This is a genomic window from Paenibacillus sp. MER TA 81-3 (assembly GCF_023713585.1).
Taxonomy (GTDB): Bacteria; Bacillota; Bacilli; order Paenibacillales; family Paenibacillaceae; genus Paenibacillus_B; species Paenibacillus_B profundus.
Genome location: NZ_JAMAWB010000002.1, coordinates 103,215 through 122,342 on the forward strand (window position 1 = coordinate 103,215; position 19,128 = coordinate 122,342).

General features: G+C 47.8%; 15 protein-coding genes, 2 pseudogenes and 2 riboswitches. Of the genes and pseudogenes, 5 read left to right on the forward strand and 12 right to left on the reverse strand.

Going from position 1 to position 19,128, the window contains the following annotated elements; translation table 11 throughout:
- Positions 1-144: 144 nt before the first annotated feature.
- The 5 genes and pseudogenes from M3650_RS02715 to M3650_RS02735 form a co-directional block, all read right to left on the reverse strand.
- Complete coding sequence (locus M3650_RS02715) at positions 145-984, reverse strand: GNAT family N-acetyltransferase (protein ID WP_251572178.1); 840 nt, start codon at positions 982-984, stop codon at positions 145-147.
- 190 nt (positions 985-1,174) lie between these two features.
- Positions 1,175-2,395, reverse strand: coding sequence for an MFS transporter (locus M3650_RS02720; protein ID WP_251572180.1), 1,221 nt, complete (start codon positions 2,393-2,395; stop codon positions 1,175-1,177).
- A 307-nt stretch (positions 2,396-2,702) separates the two neighbouring features.
- The gene (locus M3650_RS02725; protein ID WP_251572182.1) at positions 2,703-3,170 is read right to left on the reverse strand and encodes a DinB family protein; all 468 of its coding nucleotides are present in this window, start codon (positions 3,168-3,170) and stop codon (positions 2,703-2,705) included.
- A gap of 26 nt (positions 3,171-3,196) precedes the next feature.
- Complete coding sequence (locus M3650_RS02730; protein ID WP_233698085.1) at positions 3,197-3,712, reverse strand: GNAT family N-acetyltransferase; 516 nt, start codon at positions 3,710-3,712, stop codon at positions 3,197-3,199.
- A gap of 122 nt (positions 3,713-3,834) precedes the next feature.
- Positions 3,835-4,249 (reverse strand): annotated as a pseudogene (locus M3650_RS02735) (CobW family GTP-binding protein); the annotation flags it as partial.
- 675 nt (positions 4,250-4,924) lie between these two features.
- Between M3650_RS02735 and M3650_RS02740 the strand changes: the two are divergent.
- A complete protein-coding gene (locus M3650_RS02740; RefSeq protein ID WP_251572184.1) occupies positions 4,925-5,437 on the forward strand; it encodes a DoxX family membrane protein in 513 nt (170 codons plus the stop codon).
- Between the two features lie 81 nt (positions 5,438-5,518).
- On the opposite strand, the gene M3650_RS02745 is transcribed toward M3650_RS02740, so the two are convergent.
- The 6 genes and pseudogenes from M3650_RS02745 to M3650_RS02770 all read right to left on the reverse strand — a co-directional run bounded on the left by M3650_RS02745 (position 5,519) and on the right by M3650_RS02770 (position 11,767).
- Complete coding sequence (locus M3650_RS02745; protein WP_251572186.1) at positions 5,519-6,679, reverse strand: FtsW/RodA/SpoVE family cell cycle protein; 1,161 nt, start codon at positions 6,677-6,679, stop codon at positions 5,519-5,521.
- 294 nt (positions 6,680-6,973) lie between these two features.
- A riboswitch (M-box (ykoK) riboswitch) is annotated at positions 6,974-7,147 on the reverse strand.
- Between the two features lie 93 nt (positions 7,148-7,240).
- Positions 7,241-8,284, reverse strand: coding sequence for an FUSC family protein (locus M3650_RS02750; protein ID WP_019420550.1), 1,044 nt, complete (start codon positions 8,282-8,284; stop codon positions 7,241-7,243).
- Between the two features lie 241 nt (positions 8,285-8,525).
- Entirely contained in the window at positions 8,526-8,831 is a 306-nt protein-coding gene (locus tag M3650_RS02755; RefSeq protein WP_019420551.1) for a hypothetical protein, read from the reverse strand.
- 183 nt (positions 8,832-9,014) lie between these two features.
- Positions 9,015-9,925 (reverse strand): annotated as a pseudogene (gene arsB / locus M3650_RS02760) (ACR3 family arsenite efflux transporter).
- Between the two features lie 70 nt (positions 9,926-9,995).
- A complete protein-coding gene (locus tag M3650_RS02765) occupies positions 9,996-10,727 on the reverse strand; it encodes a CAP domain-containing protein (RefSeq protein ID WP_251572188.1) in 732 nt (243 codons plus the stop codon).
- A gap of 6 nt (positions 10,728-10,733) precedes the next feature.
- A riboswitch (cyclic di-AMP (ydaO/yuaA leader) is annotated at positions 10,734-10,866 on the reverse strand.
- 88 nt (positions 10,867-10,954) lie between these two features.
- The gene (locus M3650_RS02770) at positions 10,955-11,767 is read right to left on the reverse strand and encodes a class I SAM-dependent methyltransferase (protein ID WP_251572190.1); all 813 of its coding nucleotides are present in this window, start codon (positions 11,765-11,767) and stop codon (positions 10,955-10,957) included.
- Positions 11,768-12,027: 260 nt separating this feature from the next.
- Between M3650_RS02770 and M3650_RS02775 the strand changes: the two genes are divergently transcribed.
- From M3650_RS02775 to M3650_RS02790, 4 genes are all read left to right on the forward strand, one after another.
- Entirely contained in the window at positions 12,028-13,062 is a 1,035-nt protein-coding gene (locus M3650_RS02775; protein ID WP_251572192.1) for a tagatose 1,6-diphosphate aldolase, read from the forward strand.
- Positions 13,063-13,550: 488 nt separating this feature from the next.
- A complete protein-coding gene (locus M3650_RS02780; protein WP_251572194.1) occupies positions 13,551-14,171 on the forward strand; it encodes a DUF1361 domain-containing protein in 621 nt (206 codons plus the stop codon).
- The gene (locus tag M3650_RS02785; RefSeq protein ID WP_251572196.1) at positions 14,168-14,485 is read left to right on the forward strand and encodes a hypothetical protein; all 318 of its coding nucleotides are present in this window, start codon (positions 14,168-14,170) and stop codon (positions 14,483-14,485) included. Before M3650_RS02780 ends, M3650_RS02785 begins: the two co-directional genes overlap by 4 nt.
- 79 nt (positions 14,486-14,564) lie before the next feature.
- Complete coding sequence (locus M3650_RS02790; protein ID WP_251572198.1) at positions 14,565-15,347, forward strand: TrmB family transcriptional regulator; 783 nt, start codon at positions 14,565-14,567, stop codon at positions 15,345-15,347.
- A gap of 720 nt (positions 15,348-16,067) precedes the next feature.
- Here the strand turns inward: M3650_RS02790 and M3650_RS02795 are convergent.
- On the reverse strand, positions 16,068-18,890 hold the full coding sequence (locus tag M3650_RS02795; RefSeq protein WP_251572200.1) for an endo-beta-N-acetylglucosaminidase: 2,823 nt from the start codon (positions 18,888-18,890) through the stop codon (positions 16,068-16,070).
- Positions 18,891-19,128 lie beyond the last annotated feature (238 nt).

Genomic DNA, 19,128 nt, shown 5'->3' on the forward strand with positions numbered 1-19,128 from the left:
TTCTATCGCGTAGGCCGTCCATTGTGAATCGTGCCCGTGCTACACCGTTTCCTTTCATAATCACATTCCACATCTGAATGACATAACGCAAAGAGCCTGCCTTTAGGCTCTTTTCTTGTTATCCCCCCCGATGCTGCCCTCCGCTCAACCCAATATAAAGTGGTGTTCAATTACATGTTCCAATTGTTCATATCCCATGTTCGTGTACAATCGTCCGGCCTCCACAAGAGTATCATCGGCAAAAATACAGCAAAAGTCATAACCAGAGTGAAGCAGAAGTTCACTCAACGCTGCAACACAAGCGGCAGCGTGCCCCATATTTCGCAGAGGCAGCGGCGTATATACGGAATGGATGGCAATACCGTTCGGGGTCGACCTTGCTTTCCCTGCCATAGATACGGGCGTTCCTTCCACTTCCCACAAATACAAATCTCCGTCCGCAATGCTCTGCTTCGTCCTCCAGCTAGCATCTTCTTCCCTAATGGGAATGCCATTCTCGACGGACATCTCATACATCCATTGCGTCAAAAGATGCTCATCTTTCATTTCTACCGATCGCAGCATACCTCTTCTCTTATCGGGCAACAGCATATCGCGCTCTAGACAATATACGCTCAACAACTTGCTATTCACCGCTTTATAGCCAGTCGCATTGGACCACACGCTTGCAAACAGATTCGTGAGCCCCGCAGGTCCGACAACTTGGGATACGCTCCTGAGTTGCTGGCGGATGTTGTGCACGAGCAGATTAAGATGTCCGGCAGTGCAATCTTTACCGTACAGATGCAATGGTCCTGAGGGAGTCATGAGTGCGGCCAATGCAGGTTTATGGTCTGACAGCAGAGCGAAGTACACATCGCTGTGCTGTTGGCGCAATTGCATTGCTAACCCGATCATGACATTGTTCACCGCTTCATCTTGCATTAACAATGGCAGGGCGGCATCAAGGAACGGAGCCGCATGCGAGAAATTCATGATTTTCATACGAATAATCTCCTTGGGTTTATTGTAGTGAACATGTTCATGTCATACACAATACGCTGCAATATCGATTTGAAGTCCTGCCATTTCGTTGTCGAGCACTCCATAAAGTTGGTTCAAGTGTATCCGACTATGGAAACTTTTTCAACAAAAAAAAGAGTGCATCTCATGATGCACTCCTGCTGACCCAATATTATGCATGAACCGCTTCAGACTTGGCCGTTTTGCTCGCGCTGCTGCTTCGGCTCCATGCAGCTAACAGTAAGGAGCTCATAACTAATATGACTGCGCCTACCACATATGGAATGTTAATGTTTACATCGAACAATGTACCCGCAATTGCTGGACCGATAATGTTGCCTAAGCTCATATAGGCATTATTCATACCGGCAACGAAGCCCTGCTCATTTCCTGCCATCTTAGACAATAACGTGTTGATCGCCGGACGGATAATAGAAGTCGCAATGAAGAACAGACCCGATACGGCAAATATGAGGAAGTAGCCCTGGACGAACACCATAATTATCATACTCACGCCAGCTACGACAAACATGACAATCAACAATTTCTTCTCGCCGAATCGGCGCAACAGCTTGTCGATCAGAACCGCTTGAATGACTACGCCCAAGAGGGCGCCAACCGTAATCATGAGCGAAATATCTTTAGGTGTGAAGTCATATTTCTTGTCGACATACAGTCCAAATACTGATTCGAAGCCCATCAGACCGAATGTCATCGTAAAAATGAGCACCAACAGCATAAAATAAGGTGCCTTGAATGATCTTGCGAACTGCTTCAGAATGTTTTCACGCTTTGTCTGTGAGAGCTTCGATTTCATACGTGCTTCTATCGACACCGTCTCCGGTAAGAATAATAGCGAAATTACAGTTGAGATAGCCGCGATCATCGCTGCGGCGTAGAATGGAATGCGAATACCGCTCTCAGCAAGAAATCCTCCGATTCCCGGTCCGACGACCACCCCGAGACTCATGGAAGCCATTAGCCACCCCAGTCCTTTACCCCGATTATCTTCTGTCGTAATATCCGCGACATAAGCCATCATGGCTGGCGTCATGAATGCCGCACCCATTCCTCCGAGGAAACGGGATGCGTACAGCATCCACATATCGGTGGCTGCCGCGAAAATGAACTGGGAAATCGTAAACATCGCAATTCCGAAGACGATCATCTTTTTACGCCCATACTTATCCGACCATTCTCCTGCAAACGGTGAAAAAACAAACTGCGTTAGACCAAACGCCGAGACGAGATATCCCATCGCTTGTCCGGATGCCCCGAACTCTGTAATGAATTTCGGCATAATCGGTATGATGAGTCCCATTCCGACCATGACAATGAACATATTCAACATCAATATAAATAATGAACCACTTGATTTTTCTTTTCTTGACATTCATGTTCCTCCCCCAAAATCGAAACCAATCTCAATTACTGCGACGACTCACTGTCATTGCTCACTCCTCTATCAATCTCCGTACCACAGAGTTCTTTTTTTGACTAACTGGTATTTTTGTTCATTCTACAGTATACAGATCCCATATGTCAAATGCATTCCCTTAACGTATATCCTATAAATACAAAGAGACGGCGCCCTTTTGGAGGCATCGTCTCGTTCGTACATAATAATTTAATTAATGAATGATTTTATATAGAAATGATTGGCTTCTTTCGATGTGAGCTATCAGTTCAATCCTCTGTCGTTATGTGTTCAGTCCTCTGCCAATGAAATTGGCGGACACCGGCTTCCTCCCTATTTCTTGTGCCCAGACGGAGATCTGACCGATATGATGAATCTCATGGGAAATGACATGTCGGATCACTTCTCCATAAGTATGCGTCTCATCCGGCTCCCAAGGTACACTGAAAGACTTCAGTTCCATCTCTGATCTCCACGTGGCAGCGAATGATTCTACGTCAGAGCGGTAATGTTTGGATAGAGAATGAAGTCGTTCTACCGTATCATATTGTTCCAATGATGGCATTTCGTCTGGCTTGCCATCTAATGCTCGAATCCAACTCGATTCGACATCGATAATGTGAAACAGGGTTCGATGGAAGCTTCTGACTCCACCTACACGTTCGCGAATGTATTCTTCATGTGGAAGCTGCATGCACCACTCAAACCATTCCTCACGTACCATCCAATTGTATTGAAATAATTTTATCATCGTCTAATTGCTACTCCTTCGCCAACTTAATTGCTGACAGCCGTCCAATGCTTCTCGAACACATAGAAGGGAAATTCAAGGGACGGGTATACAATCTCCCCTCGAACTTCATATCCCAACCGCTTATATAACTCCACGGCTTTTGTGTTCTTGCTGTAGCTGTCAAAGCGCAGGCTGCTGTAACCTTGTTCCTGCGCATAGTTATCTGCAAAAGCAAGCAGCTTCTTCGCAATCCCTTGCCCTTGATGGCTCGGCTTAACAGCCAATCGATGGGCAATGAGCGCTCTTCCACCCTGATCACGCCACGATATTGCTTCGAACTCCTCCTCCTGATTTTCATCCAAGGTCATCATCCCAACAATCTCCTCGCCATCCCGGTAGGTGTGCAGCCATCCCGAGCGGATGTCCTCCATCAAAATATGAGCGTTCGGATAATTCTCATCCCACTGATTAATTCCTTGCGAATGCATCTGCTCCGTACATTCCCGAACAAGCGTCATCACATCATCCAATTCGGCCGGGACAGCTCTGTGTATCGTCATATGTATTCAACCTGCTCCTTCATTCATAAATATGAATTCCTGATCCTCTAGTCTTGCATTATCACCTGCGCTAAATCGCTTACTGCGTCCAACTGATTGAACTATACCATAATTGAAGTTGGTTGCCATTTCATTGCGCGAAGCCAACCACATCAACCCTTTCGCGCGGACGATGTCGTCCGGGAAATCCTCCAGCCATGACGTAAGACGTTCGGGATGGAATGGCTTCTTGCGGCGGTACACAGTCGAAGCGATACCATACTCCTCTGTCTCCGGTGTGTGATGCCCCAACTGCAATTCTTGAATCCATCCCGCCGATTGACTGGCTGCGTCGAAGTCGAACCGCCCTGTATTCAAAATATCCTGCGGAGCGATCCGTCCATAAGATGTGCGGATGAGCTTGGCACGCGGCTGCAGCTTGCGGAGCACGCCTTCCAATTGCAGCAGATCCTCTTCCTTCACCATGTCGCATTTGTTCAAGATGAGCACATCGCAGAATTCTATCTGGTCAATTAACAAATCAACGACGCTCCGCGTAAGCATCCATCATCTTCCTCGTGAAAGAGAAAAACAACGAATCACTGCTACTTCAATTCCTAGAAAGCTTTAATCTCACAACCGCATCGTTGTTGCTATCCCCCTCTTGCCTCACTCTCCCTTTACATCAGAAGAAGGATTTTACGAGGAAAAATACTTCTTCCGTCACACAACCCCCTTCGCTGCAAATGGAAATCGCCGCTTGGAAGTGACTCGTGCTCGTCTAGCGTCACGACGCTCACAACGAGTCTGAGTGAATGGGAGAATGGTCAAAAGACACCGGATGCAAAGGCCATTCGCTCCCCTTCTCACAAAATACGACTGTGCATACACAGCAAAAAGATGAGCTCCGCCAATGCGTGCCCATCCTGCTTCTTCCCTTATGCTATGTATTTGTTATTGCTTAAAGCCGTCTTTTCACTTTTGACAGTTTTCTTTCCATCTGAATCAACTTGACATTAAGCGTTTACAGAGTTACCCCTTGTTCTGGAAATTGCTTTTTTATACCTGATAACTCATCAGTCAATGTATTAATGATAAAATTGTAGAAATTTCCCCCTCAAAATGTAACCGATAACTATTTGTTAAACCGCTTCAACTTTTGTACAATATACCAGAACCGGTATCATAAGACAGCGTGCTGCCTAAATTCAAAGCAAAAGGAGTGGTTTACTTATGTTTGTGCACTGGCTGCGATCCCATTTCAGCGCCGCCGTGCTGCTGTGTGTTCTCCGTCTATACGTTGGGTATAAATGGGTGACGGCAGGATGGGGGAAACTTACGAATGGATTCGATGCAAGCGGCTTTCTTGAAGCGGCGATCGCCAATTCGGTTGGCGATCGTCCAATCGTTCCCGGTTGGTGGGCGTGGTTCCTCAAGAACGTCGCTCTGCCAACCTCCGGCTTCTTCAGCTACTTGGTGGCCTTTGGCGAGCTTCTAGTCGGACTTGGCCTCATTCTCGGGCTGATGACTTGGCTGGCCTCTATTATGGGCATGATGATGAATTTTTCCTTTCTGTTCTCAGGTTCGATCAGTTGGAATCCCTTGTTTATCCTAATCTGCAGCTTCATTGCAGTAGCCGGATGGAACGCGGGCAGAATCGGCTTAGACGGGTACTTTTTCCTCGGCAGGGCCAGGCGAATTCCCCCGCAGGCACATGCGCAGCCACAGGCGCAAGCTCAAGCTTAATACCGCAAGCCCTTGCCTGAATGGCAAGGGCTTGGTTCACGCAACATTCGGATTTGACTGACCGCATTAGCATCATCACAATTAATGGAACATGACTGATTTCGTTGTGAGCGGTTCTAGCAGATCGGGTTCTTCCTGATGAATTTTGACGCTTAACACGAGCCCGATCGAGATCATATTGGTCAGAAGCGAGCTCCCGCCGTAGCTTATAAATGGCAGGGACAGCCCTGTGAGCGGCATCAACCCGATATGCATGGCGATATTTTCGAAGATTTGCAGCGTGAACATCGCAATAATGCCGACAACGAGATAGGCGCCCTCCAGATTATTGCTGTCTTTCACAATCAGAACCATACGGTAGATGAGCAGAAAATATAACAGAATGAGCATGGCGGATCCAAGAAAACCGAACTCCTCACCAATGACGACGAATATCGAATCCGAATAACTGTAAGGAATGTACCCGCTATGAATAAAAAAGCCTTGAGTGAACCCGTCTCCCGACAGCCTGCCCGAACCGATCGCACGGATCGAATTCATCACATGCCACGCCTGATCCGAGTCGCTGGTCGGATTAAGAAATGTTTCAATGCGCGCCATCTGATGAGGCTTAATGAATTGGGCCAGCAAATCGCTGTTCGTGTAATACAGAACCACAATGGAAACGATAACAGCGGCTGTCGCAGACAAACCGATTATCATATGTGACATACGCACATTTGCCATCCATATCATAGCGACAAAAATCGCCGCGAACACGATCGACGTTCCTAAATCAGGCTGCTTCAAAACAAAAAAGACCGGAATCGCGATAATGAGGCCGAGCGGGACGATATCCCGAACCAGCCGCAGCTCCTCCCCTTCACGCAGCCCCAAAAACCGGGCCAACATCAATATGGTGAACAGCTTCATTAATTCGGAAGGCTGAAATTGCTGTCCTCCGATGGCAATCCAGCGTACAGAACCATTGATGTCAACCCCTTTGAACATGACGAGCGCCAACAATGCAATGCCAGTGACGTAGAGGACGACGGATAAATAACGCACGACAACCCGATAATCGAACCAAGCCGTAACGAGGAGCGGAATAAAAAATGCGGCATAGAGCATCATGTTGTTCTTGTGCAAGCCTTCATAACTCGTATTTGTCGTTGCGCTGTAAATAACGATAGTGCTAACCGCCATAAAGCACAGCAAAATCCACACCATCAACGGATCCACACGTTTTAATTTTCGCAGCATACTATAACCTCTTTTATTTCATAATTGCTTGGCAGCAGCTCTCGGATGTATGCGAATGATATCAAAAGCGTTCCGTGGCAAAATCAGTGAGATTCATAACCAAAGTACGTATGCCCGTTGGCAACCATCAATGGAAATGATCAGGGAATGCTTCTGCATCGCAGACCTAAGCCGTAATTGGTCAAACATCCTACTTCCGCTTCCGTCCATTCGAACAGTCACCTCCCGCGCACATAATAAAACCCTCCAAGCATGGCTGCTAGAGGGTGCATAATGAAACAAATGTGTTTACTTACGCCTCCCCTTAACCGGGCTTTGGCACTATACAACGTAAAGAAATACAATCATTTCTTAGCCACCTTAAGAAAAGCCTTAGCTCGACAGTTCCTGTTCTACCCGTAGGCATCTTTCGATATTTCCGGGCAGTGGCCTTTGTTTGTATAGGAGCCTCACCTAATGAGGATATATAATCAGACTACCGAGAATACTATCCTTAAACTCCACCTTTGTCAACCATTTCCTCGATATCCAATATTGGCATCAAGCTTATTTCCAATTCAATTATATCAAGCCGTTCAATAGTCCTTTGTCCTCTTCCTTATCGACGTGTCCGACGAGCCGGTCAAGACGCGCAATCTGAAAACCATATTCGTACATGGACGCCGCCACTATCGAGAGGCGCAGCATCCCTTCCTGTTCTTGTACACAATGCTGCATTGCCTTCTGCATAAACAATTCGTTCTCTGCTTCCATCAGTTCAATTTCCGTGCTGTCTGGCTTTACCTTGTCCTCGAATTTGAGCAGCACGTGTTCATGACATTTGATAAGCATCTCCAGATGATGATCGAAGAACTTATTCGTCTCCGGCGTCCGGGTTGTTTGAAAATAATGCTCTTCAATCGCATTCAGCACCGCCATCCCCTTCCACAGCGTATTCAGGAGATGCTTGTACACAACCAATTGGCGCGTAGCCCGGTACTTGGCGCGCTTTAACTTCTTCGTCTCTTCCTCGAACAGCTTGTACTTATCCGCAAGCGACTTCATAATGTCTTCCAGAGCTTGCTTCTCTGTTCGGAACGCGGCTTCCTTGATCTCATCCGAAATAATCGTGCGCAGAAGCAGCGACATCTTGTTGAAGACGGTCTGGATCTGCCCGATGAATTGAACCTTCGGATTCGGCGGGAAGAACAAAATGTTAATGAGAAACGCCGAACCGATGCCAATCAGGATTTGCACGAATCGAATCAATGCATAATCCCATTGTCCCGAGGCTTCCATTACCGTAATGACCGTCACGAGCGTCAGACCGACGGTCTCTTCCATTTTCATTTTCAAACATATCATAATGACCAGAATACAGACGATACCTACCGCAATCGGTGCATTGGAAAAGGCCATCCCCGCCAATAATGCTACTACTGCTCCAACCGTATTAGTCTGGAACTGGTCCAGAAAATAACGCCAAGAACGGTAGATGGACGGCTGCATCGCGAAGATCGCAGCTACCGCGGCAATGACCGGTGTCTTGAATTGCAGGAACATACTGATATATAGCGACAGGGTAACCGCGATCCCCGTCTTCAATACTCTAGCGCCAAATGCCACAGTCACCCCTCCTTTAACTAATATATGACGCAATATATTCACTTACTCCTTCTCTATTGGTATCGAGATGAAGTACCTTCCTATTGTATACGGCAAGTCTCCCTGTATCAAGCATCAGGAGGTAAGAGCGCGCGAGGGCGGCCGATTTTAATATGGACGCTGCGGACGCGCAAATAAGTCCTTGCACTTTAGTGTACAAGGACTCTTTTGTTTCAACCGTGCAGCAGACGCTGTCTGATGACTATAACAAAGAAATGACCAGCAAATTATACAACACCAATGGCAAAATGACGTCGTTATTAAAATAATACGAACCGTACAGTGAGCGTTGCGGCATGGGATGCTGGGTATGCAAATAAAGATAATCTCTATCGACATTTGAGATGACCCCATCATATACTTGACCGTCAACCGTCTGAACTCGCACATGCCGATCCTTATACATGTTGCAGACATGGTGAACTTTTTCCCTGGCCGAATGCATGGCTTGAACCATCGCGGGGTCAGCCTGATAAACCAACTGCTGGTGAGCAGGATTATTGTGCAAGGGAAGAACCTCCGTTCTTACTGTAATGAGATATACTTCACCATATGCGCAATTTTTAGGTATCAGCACAGAAACTTGCCATTACTTGTCCGTTTCTGCCGTTTCCCATCTGGCTTTTGCAGGATTTGCCCGCATAGAAAAAATATATCGTCTTTTTCGCTGTCATTTCGATTTCCTCACTCTCTATGGATGTTTTGATTTGGTTGGGAATAAGGATTGCATCCGCAGAGCGATCCGAACTAGTCCGATCATGACCGGAACTTCGACCAATGGTCCGATGACCGCGGCAAAGGCTGCTCCAGAATGGATGCCGAATAGACCGACAGCAACCGCAATCGCCAATTCGAAATTGTTGCTGCCTGCCGTGAATGCCAGTGTAGTCGACACCGGATAACCTGCTCTGATTCGTCTTCCTAGGAAGAACGAGATGAAGAACATCAAAACGAAATAGAGCAGCAGCGGAATCGCAATCCGGACAACATCGAGCGGAAGGCTGACGACCATGTCTCCTTTCAAGGAGAACATCACGACGATCGTGAACAGCAAAGCGATTAATGTCAGCGGACTGATGCGCGGAATGAACGACTTTTCATACCATTCCTTGCCCTTCGCCCGCACCAACACGAACCGGGTCAGCACGCCTGCCAGAAATGGAATGCCCAAATAAATGAATACCGATTGCACAACCTCAAGCATCGTAATCGATATGATGGCTCCTTCCATTCCGAGCCACTCTGGAATAACAGTCACGAATACATAAGCGTAGATAGGGAAAAATATCATCTGAAATACGGAGTTGAACGCAACTAGCCCTGCAGCATATTCCGTGTCTCCCTGCGCCAGATCATTCCATATGATGACCATTGCGATGCAGCGTGCGAGGCCAATCAAGATGAGACCAACCATATATTCAGGATGGTCGGGCAGCAAAAGAATCGCCAGCAAGAACATGAGAAGCGGGCCGATAATCCAGTTCTGCACGAGTGATAAGATCAGCACCTTAACGTCTTTGAATACACGCCCCATCCCGGAAATATAGAAACGATCCCGACGCCAAGCGCCATAGCGAGAAAGATCCATAACGTCAACTGCATCGTTTTCCGTTCACGAGCGCAAAATAAAGCCTGCAGATTGCTCTGCAGGCTTCGGCTTCAAAGTTCGTCATTATCCTGTAAATTCTTGTACCCACTCACCATTGTAGTATGCAACGCCGATTGAAGTATAGCTTGCGTTCAGAATGTTTTTACGGTGACCTTCACTGTTCATCCACGCATTCATTACTTCTTCCGGTGTGCGTTGTCCTTTGGCAATGTTCTCGCCAGCGGTACGATATTGGATCCCTTTGGACTGCATCAGATCGAACGGAGAGCCAAGGGTCGGCGAATTATGATCAAAGTAATTGTTGTCGTACATGTCTTTCGCCTTCACCATTGCGACATTAGTAAGCGCCGCGTCCGATTTCAATGGCTCAAGTCCTGCTTTGGCACGCTCTTGGTTCACTAAATCAACCACTTGCGCGGCGAAATCGGAGTTAGCCGTCACGCCTTGATTCGGATTTGCCGTACCTGTTGCAGGTGTTGTTGGTGCTGGCTTGCTTGGCGCCGGAGTAGCCGGTTCAGGCTTGCTCTTGTTCGGTACCGCAGCATCTGGTTGTGTGACTACAGGCTTCGTATTAGGAAACAGCTTGTTCAACATATCGGTCAAGTTCTGATTGTTCTGCTCATTGCCTTGCAGCATCGTATTGAAATCGAAGCCGGAGCAATCGATGTTCGTCAGATTTTGATTAGGTGCTTGAGCTGCAACATTCAGCGGAGCGGCCATTGCCGAACCTGCTGCCACGACTGGTGCCAGAACGAGTGCTCCCGTGATAACGACTTTCTTGAACGTACTTTTCATTCAGATTATCTCTCCCTTTGCAGCCTACGAGGTTAGCTGACGGGTTCGGGTCAAAGAGGATTACCCCTGCCGCATCTATGCGACTTCACCCCAATGTGTGGTTCCCCCGTGCTCAGATGAGCTTCGGCCTTATTTTTGGTACGTTCAGATCGTAACACGGATTCCCGTTCGATTCATTTTATATTTAATGTTATTTAAAGAAAATATAACCATCTGAGAAGTTCAGCCTATACTTTTTTCCCTATATACAACAAATGAGACGAGGTTCCTAGGATGTATGGACTGTCTGCTGCATCCATAACAATTTGCATGATCGATTGAAACGCTGATTCCCCTTGGTCGCGCCAATATTGCCAGTGCTCCGGCTTCATCAAGCCCGCAATGCTGCCCGATCCGATGAGCTTAACTTGTTCGAACCCATGCGCTTCCATAAACGGCTCAATTTCTTCTATGGGAAAATAATAGGCTCCCGTAAACCTTCCTTCGTCGCTATGATTGAAAATTCCGGTGCACATAAACTCGGTCAGCCCTTCTATTGTGTCATTGGGCTTCCAATGCTGCGGATATAACAGCGAAGTTGCCACGTGCCTCATTCTCGGCATGAATGCGACGAAGACAAGGCAGCCTGACTTTGTCACACGATGCAATTCCTGAGTAGCGCTAACCCGGTCTTCCTCCTGCTGCAAATGATACAATGGGCCTAACATCAAAGAAGCATCGAATTGCTCATCGGCATACAACTGCAAATTTCTCGCATCGGCAACGTCAAAGCCTTGAAACTGGCGCTCAAGCCCGTATTCCCGTACCTTCTCTCGTGCGCTTTCGACCAGCTTTGGTGTAATGTCCGCCAATGTGATGTCATATCCGGATTTCGCCAGCTCTATCGCATATTTTCCGGGACCTGCCCCGATATCTAGGATGTGTCCTTTTTCCGGGAGGTGCGATTTAATATAATGACAATTGACCGTGAACTCCAAAGGTTCCCGCTCGAGACGTCCCCATTCGTCGAACGAAGAATAATAGTTTATCATTTGACTCATCTACATCCCTTCCCCCTTATTGTCCGATATATCAGTTGAATATAGCACGCAGTGGCACATTCTTACAATTCATTTCTAGAGCTAACGTCACCGTTTCAAATGGAGCTGGAAGCAGAGTCACAACGAAAAGACTTGAATTATTGTTGAAAATCGTTCATGAATGTTCTGTATTTGTCATTTTTTCATCATGAAACGTTTCATGATGGGAATATTGATGTAATGAAGTAGTGAAGGAAAAATGTACGATTGGGGTGCTTGGTATGAAAGTCAAGATGACAAAAGGCAAATACGAAGCGTTAACACGCTTGTCGGACGAACACGGATTGGTCATTGCAACAGCGCTCGATCAGCGCGGTTCGTTGAAGAAGTCGCTGACCAAGGCGCTCGGCCACGAAGCCGACGTGAAGCATGTGGAAGAATTCAAGGTGGCCGTAACCGAGGAATTGACCCCATACAGCACGGCCATTCTGCTAGATCCGGAATTTGGCTGGAGCGCAGCGGAAGCGCGTGATAAGCAGTCAGGACTGCTCATCGCCTACGAGAAGACCGGTTATGACGCTACCGTCCAAGGGCGCCTCCCCGACTTGCTGCCGGAGTGGTCTGTTCGCCGATATGCGGACAAAGGCGTAGACGCCATCAAAATATTGATGTACTACGACCCAGACGATGCGGCGCACATTAACGACCAGAAGCACGCGTTCATCGAGCGTGTCGGCGCCGAGTGCAAGGCGAACGATATTCCGTTTTTCTTCGAACCGGTCACGTATTGTGACGACATTGCCGATGCGAAGGGTCCGGAATACGCTAAGGTGAAGCCGGACAAAGTGAAGAAAAGCATGCGCGAATTCACGAAGCCGCAGTATCACCTCGACTGTCTCAAGGTCGAAGTGCCGGTCAACATGACATACGTGTCTGGCACGGCAGCGAACCGGGGCCATGAAGCGGAAGCGGTATATACGCGCGAAGAGGCGCTGCAGCACTTTAGGGATACGGCGTCAATTGCGACGGTTCCGTTTATTTATTTGAGCGGCGGCGTCTCGAACGAGGACTTCATTGAGACGCTGGAGTTCGCTGGCGAAGCAGGCGTTCCGTTCTCAGGCGTGCTCTGTGGCCGCGCCACTTGGCAAGACGGCATTGCCGTGTATGGCGAGAATGGCGATACTGGCCTGCGCGCATGGCTGAAGGATGAAGGCGTGCAGCGCATGGAGCATTTGAATCGAGTGCTGCAGCAAGCGGCGAAGCCTTGGTGGACGGTGTATGGCGGCAAGGATCAGATCGTCATTACCGAATCATAAGAGCACTGCAGGCGATTGATTTAAGACTGCCCCTGTCCAAGACGGACAGGGGCTTTGCTGCGTCGTTCGGTCCTCATCGGCACACATCAGCATCTTGCTGTGGAGATCGAGATGTCGGTAGCAAAAAACGGCGCGTTGCCAATCCGAAATTCGGAGATTTGTTCGGATATTCAGGAATATTCGATGTCGAGTATGTATATATAGAACCTGCGCACATACCCCAAGATGTCCGGCCCGTTCGGGAAGAGATGCGGGAATGAAACGTCAGATTCACATCAACTCCACATTACAAAATGTGTAAGTGTCCTGTAAGGTTCATAAATATCATTTTTTAAGCCATTTTGCTACAATATTTGTGTATCGTGCAGCCATATTTTCAGCGTAGGATGGAACAACAAGGGCGGACACTCACCTCGTGCTTATACATGCGATGTAATCGGCTTGACCTCATCTGCAGCAGTCCCGGATCAATGTAAAGGAGGTTTCTTATGGATGAACGCGCAAAAGCACGACTTTGTTTTTTCGCCTATATACTGATGCTTATCATTTTTGATACGGCCTATTCATTTATGATTTTAAATATGTTTCTGGCTTTTGCCGCTTTGGAGCTTGCTTTTTTATTGCCCTTATTTAAAGCAAAGAGCAAGCGGGAAATCCCCGTTAGTGCCGCTTTTTATATTGTTTTTATACTGTTATCCCCTAATGTCCTTTACGTGATAACGGATCTCATTCATCTCAAAATTTTTGAGTTTAATTTTAAAAAAGGTTTGATTGTTGAGGAATGGTGGAACTTTTTTGTTTTAATAAGCGGAGTAGTATTGGCTATTTATTATTACATTCTTATGTTAAAACAGATTCACAGTCTTATCTTACATATAAAGTGGAGCAAGACGATCCTATTGGCTTTTATAATCCTGTGCAGCATTGGGGTCTACATAGGAAGATTTCTGCGTTTTCACTCTATTCATTTATTTGCAGAGCCATTCTCGTTAGTCAGTCAGGTATTGAGTTCAATCAATGGGGATTCTTTGCTATTCATAGGTTGGATGAGTATGCTGCAGTTCATCATGTGGTGGTTATTTTCAGATTCAAGGCGGAATTCGTTATGAATGACACTTACACTTGGTTATTTACGGTATGGATGATCACGATAGGTGTTGTTATGTTATTTACACAAGTTTACGTTTCAAGACTGCTGTATCGTTATGAAAAATCTGTGTTGTGGGGCTGTATTGGGTTTATACTGTTGTTTGGTCTTAATATGTATGTTTATCAAATTATAAAATTAGAAAAACGTGCAGGCTATGCTTTTGAGCGATTAGATCCGCAAGCTCGAAAAGTTTGGAGACGAGTTTATGTCCTCATTCTTATACAATATTTGTTGTTCTTCGTCTTTTTTGGGTGGCTTTCATCTCCCGGATAATTGAACAATGTATTGATATACTAAAAGTAGTATTTTAAAATAACACTATAATAAACATTTCAAAAAGGAGGCAACTCATTTGATTGATGAACTTCGGAAAATCGGTTTATCCGATCTGGAAGCAAGATGCTACTTGGTACTGCATGAAGTACCGAACATATCGGGTTATGAGGTGGCCAAAAAAGTATCTGTATCCCGCTCAAATGTGTATGCGGCACTCCGGTCTTTGACAGACAAAGGAATGTGCCGGGCGGTTGAAGCCGAACCTGTTTTATACGGCGCCGTGCCCATTGAGCAGCTCGTTCGACTGCTGAAGACGGATTTTGAACAGACAGCCCACACGCTGCTGGAGCAATTGCAGTCCCCTCCACGGAAGTCCGCGTCGTTCTATAACTGGCAGGGCGATAAAGCGCTGGAAACGACCATTCGACGTTTGTTGTCCAATGCAGATAAAAGCATCGTGGCGGACATATGGGCGGAAGATGTAAGCTGGTTCGAAGAGTCGCTGCTGGAGGCGGAACGACGGGGTGTTGCTGTAACGGTTATTTCTACCGGCGAATGCCATACCCGATTAAAGCATGTTTTGGTGCATAGGCGGAGCGAAGGGTGGAAGTATCTGGAACCCAGACGTTTTTCCATTCTCTGCGACTCCCGTTCCGCGCTCATTGGCAGCTTCGGCAAGTCACTCAAGCTGTCCGCATTGGAAACCGATCATCCTTCCGTGGTCGAGCTGCTGCAAAACGGCTTCTATCACGACGTCATTATGGATCGGATTGAGCGGGATTTCGGCAATCAATTGGCAGAGAAGTATGGGGAGCACTATGACAAGATCATCAATCCTTACAGGGAAATCCTTGAATAACCTTCGGTATTCCCTCTTTTTTTAACTGAATCATAATAGTATTTATGAATACGATTATTAACAAGGAGAACTCTATATGCCTACTGGGTATTTGATTCAGTCGATGGAGGCGTTCATTTACATCAGGGCTTTGCATTCTGGTCCATGTCCCTCTGCCTGATCACCAGGACGGGCAGCCTGTTTTGGCAATGGTATATGATGCGTATTGTAAAGAGTTCTTCCATGCAATACGGGTTGTCTAAGAGGCACAGGGCAGCGTGACGGACGTGAATGGAGGGGCGTTTACTTGAGGCGCTTCAGGCATCATTGCCGGTAAGATCATTAGGCGAGACCGCCGTTCACACGCTGGCCTCGCCTTCTTTTTGAACATAGTAGAGCAAATGCTGAGCTGAGGGCTGGTTCGTGCCTCCGAGTCTAAGCTTGCATTGGATTTCGTACAATGGATTAACGCGTATCCTCTTTCCGAAGAAAGTTCCATTGGATTTCATCCAGTGCTTTGCCCCCATTTCGCACCAATCGCTGAAAAACAGCTCAATCCACTGTACAAAATACAGTCCACGTGCCGACTAACCGTCTAATCCGCACATTTGACTGTATATTTTCCAATGGAGCTCACTTCATGAAGCTTACTTCAACAGGAAACTAATCTAATTCATCTTATATTAGATCCCTGCCCTGATATCACGGGATAAAGCGGCCTCTTTCGAAATCGTGACTCCATTATGAAAAATGAATCCAATCGATATCACAAATGCCCGCATCGCGCACTTGCCATTTACGGATATTCGAATTCGTGAATGCAATGTGCAGATTCTGCTTGCCTGTCAGCCGTTCCGCCAGCTCTATCGTATATTCCTTGTAGAACGGAGCCAGCTTGCCATCGTGCAGCGGAAGCTCCATATCCACTACGGCTTTGCCTTCCGGTCCGCCAAGCATCATTTGCATGCGTGTATCTTCGGTCAATACCGCAGCGCGAACTGTAATCCTGCATACGCCCTGCTCGCCGAAGTCAACATTATCGAACGCCATCCAATCGGTAAAATGCAAATCACGCACATGAACGTAGTTGCCCGGAATGAACAGACCGTTGGAACGGTCGTACTGTTCAGCTTGCAGCGACACGCCTTGCTCCGGTGGCGCAACAGGTGCGACAACCTTGACGTCGACACGGAACGATATGCCCGCTTCGCCCATCACTTCCCCAGCTTGCGCAGTGACAGACGCGGTTCCTGGCGCTATGGCTGTAAGCTGACCGCGTTCATCTACCTCTACAACCTTCTCGTCGCTGGAGCTCCAGGTCAATGCCAGGTTGGACGCCGTAGCAGGCGTAACACGGACATTCAAATAACGGGACCAGCCGGCCTCAAGGACGATATCCTCTTCCGCATTAAACTGCGGCACGATGTGCTCTGCTGGAATAGGCTCATAGCTGTATTCAGCCCGTTCCCCATCTCCCCACTGCCAAGTGATGACGGAGGCCTCGCTCTCCGTGCCCTCGACGTTCACAGCCACTGCTTCCAACGTAATCGTCTCTTCCCCGTGGCGGTCGATCGATTTCACATAGTAGACGCTATCCAAGATGCGGCCAATCGCTTCACGTTCCCCATCGCGGACACGATACAGATCATAATACCATGTGTTATCGGTATCGCAATCTTCAGCAAAATCCCACGACAGATAGAAAGATGCCTGCTTGTCGTCGAAGAACGCCTGAGCAACCTTAAATTGAGATGGAGCCTTCGGTGCCGGTATCCCCGCGCCTGCGGTCAGCTTCAACTCGCCAAGATTGACCTTCACTTCTGCATCCTCGCTCCAGGCAGAAGCGATGCGCATACCGATCGCTGCAATGCTTCGTCCTTTATATGTTCCTAAGTTAGCTGTCACCGTCGTCCAATCCTTGCTAACACCTGCACCGCAATCGACAACGACCGGAGTTGCAGGTTCGTCTGTGAAGAATAGAAGCGCCTGCACGCCAATCGCATTCGCAGGGATCTCCATGCCCGAACGTCCTTGATGCGTTACTTCTGTCTTGTACGTGAAAGTCAGTTCCACATCTTGTTGAACCGGCAATTCGGTTTTGAACAAGCGGATATCCGTTGCCATGCCGGCGCTCAGTACGCCCTCGGCCTTTACAGAGGAACCTCCGTTCCATGCCGTGCCATAATCGTAATCGACCGCCAGCGGTTCCCCTTTCGATGCAGTCCACCACTGCCATGTCGGCAAAATATCTTGCGCGCTCATGTTGTTCCAGCCTTTGGCGGATGCCACCCGTCCATTCAGGAAGAAGGATAAGCCATGACCGTTGTTGAATCGCGTCGCAAAAGGATAGTTACCGATAACGGAACGCTCCGCAATAAAGTGCGCGATACCGTCCCAACTCTCGGATTCAGCGCCGATGGCCCGACCGCTTTGCGCAGGATTGCCATTCCCTCCGGACCAATACAGCCGCTCGCGGTGCTCGACGTATTTCTGCATGTTCGGGTCCGACGGATTCGGCGCTCTATGCCATACCATATCCGTACCGAACAGGGCCAAGCTGGTGCGTGGCGTACGGGAAGCATCTTCACGGAACACCGTCTTCAACTCGTTGCCGCGTTCGAAGCGGAACTTGTCGTTCTCGATGCCCGAGTACAGCGCTTCAAATGGATCCAGGCCGATTTCTCGAGCATAGGAATTGCTGTTCTCCAACCGTTCGGGCGTGTACGCATAGTTGATGAAAATGCTGTCGTTCGCTTTGCGCCCATCTTGCTGTTCCATAACCCAAGGAGCATTCTTTTCATTGAAATAGTTAATGTATTGCAGCTCCCCCGTTGGGCTCAAACAGTCATAAATGCTGACATACATGCCACGATCGCGCAAATATTTCAGCATCTCTATCAGCTTAATGGCATGCTCTTCGCTAATGGCAGCTTCTTGGTTGATGAAGTAGCCATCGAACCCGAAGTAATGAGCCATCTCAACCATCTTATCGGCAATCGGGAACCGACCGTCTTCCGTCACTTCAACCAGTTCGCCAAAGTCAATGTTGCGCGGCCAGAACCAGCAGCCCAGGCTGATGACGCCGTTGCGGTGCGCCGCATCCGTGTAGGCCGGGTTAGGAATGTTGACGACTCCATATTCATGCTCCCCTTCTTCTGTCGGCGAGCCGTACACCGGCAATCCGTGCCAAGAAGCATAAATATCTTGATACTGCCAGAACTTCAGAATATTGCGGCTAAAGCTGTCATTATACCGGTAGGAGCTGAACCACTCTTCCTTGTCATAGTCGGCAGACAGGTTCATTACCTTCGCCGCAACAGTCAATTCCGGACGAGCCTGCGTTGGCTGGAATGGCTTAATCCGCTTCGCAAGCGGCACTCTCGAACGGAAGTACGGCGCATATGGGTCCGTTCCCGGGGACCATTCTCTTAGCTCCCGGGCATTATAGCCGTGCAGATAAGGTTGTTCCGGTCCGCGCGGGGTTTCTGCGGCTGCCGCCCAATTCAACGCATCTTTCTTGTCATTCTTCGTGATGTTCATAGCAGATGTTGGTTTCCAATCCATAAAACAGTACCTCTCTTCGTGATATGATGTTTTCTAAGAAATGAAAAGGGTTACATGCTTAATCCTAACAAAAATATTGCAAAAATCAAATCAAAAAGCATTTCCTACCGGATTTAAGCGTATATAAGTTTCCGTTCAGTTCGCCCAAAAATACATATACCCCCGACTCTGTCGGAATGAAAACCAGCGGACTCCTTCGTAAACCTTAGAACCTTTGACCACTTTGCCATGTTCCAAC

What these genes read in the sequence shown, in the direction of transcription:
- M3650_RS02715 (WP_251572178.1), bottom strand. Translation starts at nt 984, where the DNA reads ATGAAAATCATGAATTTCTCGCATGCGGCTCCGTTCCTTGATGCCGCC.
- M3650_RS02720 (WP_251572180.1), bottom strand. Translation starts at nt 2,395, where the DNA reads ATGTCAAGAAAAGAAAAATCAAGTGGTTCATTATTTATATTGATGTTG.
- M3650_RS02725 (WP_251572182.1), bottom strand. Translation starts at nt 3,170, where the DNA reads ATGATAAAATTATTTCAATACAATTGGATGGTACGTGAGGAATGGTTT.
- M3650_RS02730 (WP_233698085.1), bottom strand. Translation starts at nt 3,712, where the DNA reads ATGACGATACACAGAGCTGTCCCGGCCGAATTGGATGATGTGATGACG.
- M3650_RS02740 (WP_251572184.1), top strand. Translation starts at nt 4,925, where the DNA reads ATGTTTGTGCACTGGCTGCGATCCCATTTCAGCGCCGCCGTGCTGCTG.
- M3650_RS02745 (WP_251572186.1), bottom strand. Translation starts at nt 6,679, where the DNA reads ATGCTGCGAAAATTAAAACGTGTGGATCCGTTGATGGTGTGGATTTTG.
- M3650_RS02765 (WP_251572188.1), bottom strand. Translation starts at nt 10,727, where the DNA reads ATGAAAAGTACGTTCAAGAAAGTCGTTATCACGGGAGCACTCGTTCTG.
- M3650_RS02770 (WP_251572190.1), bottom strand. Translation starts at nt 11,767, where the DNA reads ATGAGTCAAATGATAAACTATTATTCTTCGTTCGACGAATGGGGACGT.
- M3650_RS02775 (WP_251572192.1), top strand. Translation starts at nt 12,028, where the DNA reads ATGAAAGTCAAGATGACAAAAGGCAAATACGAAGCGTTAACACGCTTG.
- M3650_RS02780 (WP_251572194.1), top strand. Translation starts at nt 13,551, where the DNA reads ATGGATGAACGCGCAAAAGCACGACTTTGTTTTTTCGCCTATATACTG.
- M3650_RS02785 (WP_251572196.1), top strand. Translation starts at nt 14,168, where the DNA reads ATGAATGACACTTACACTTGGTTATTTACGGTATGGATGATCACGATA.
- M3650_RS02795 (WP_251572200.1), bottom strand. Translation starts at nt 18,890, where the DNA reads ATGGATTGGAAACCAACATCTGCTATGAACATCACGAAGAATGACAAG.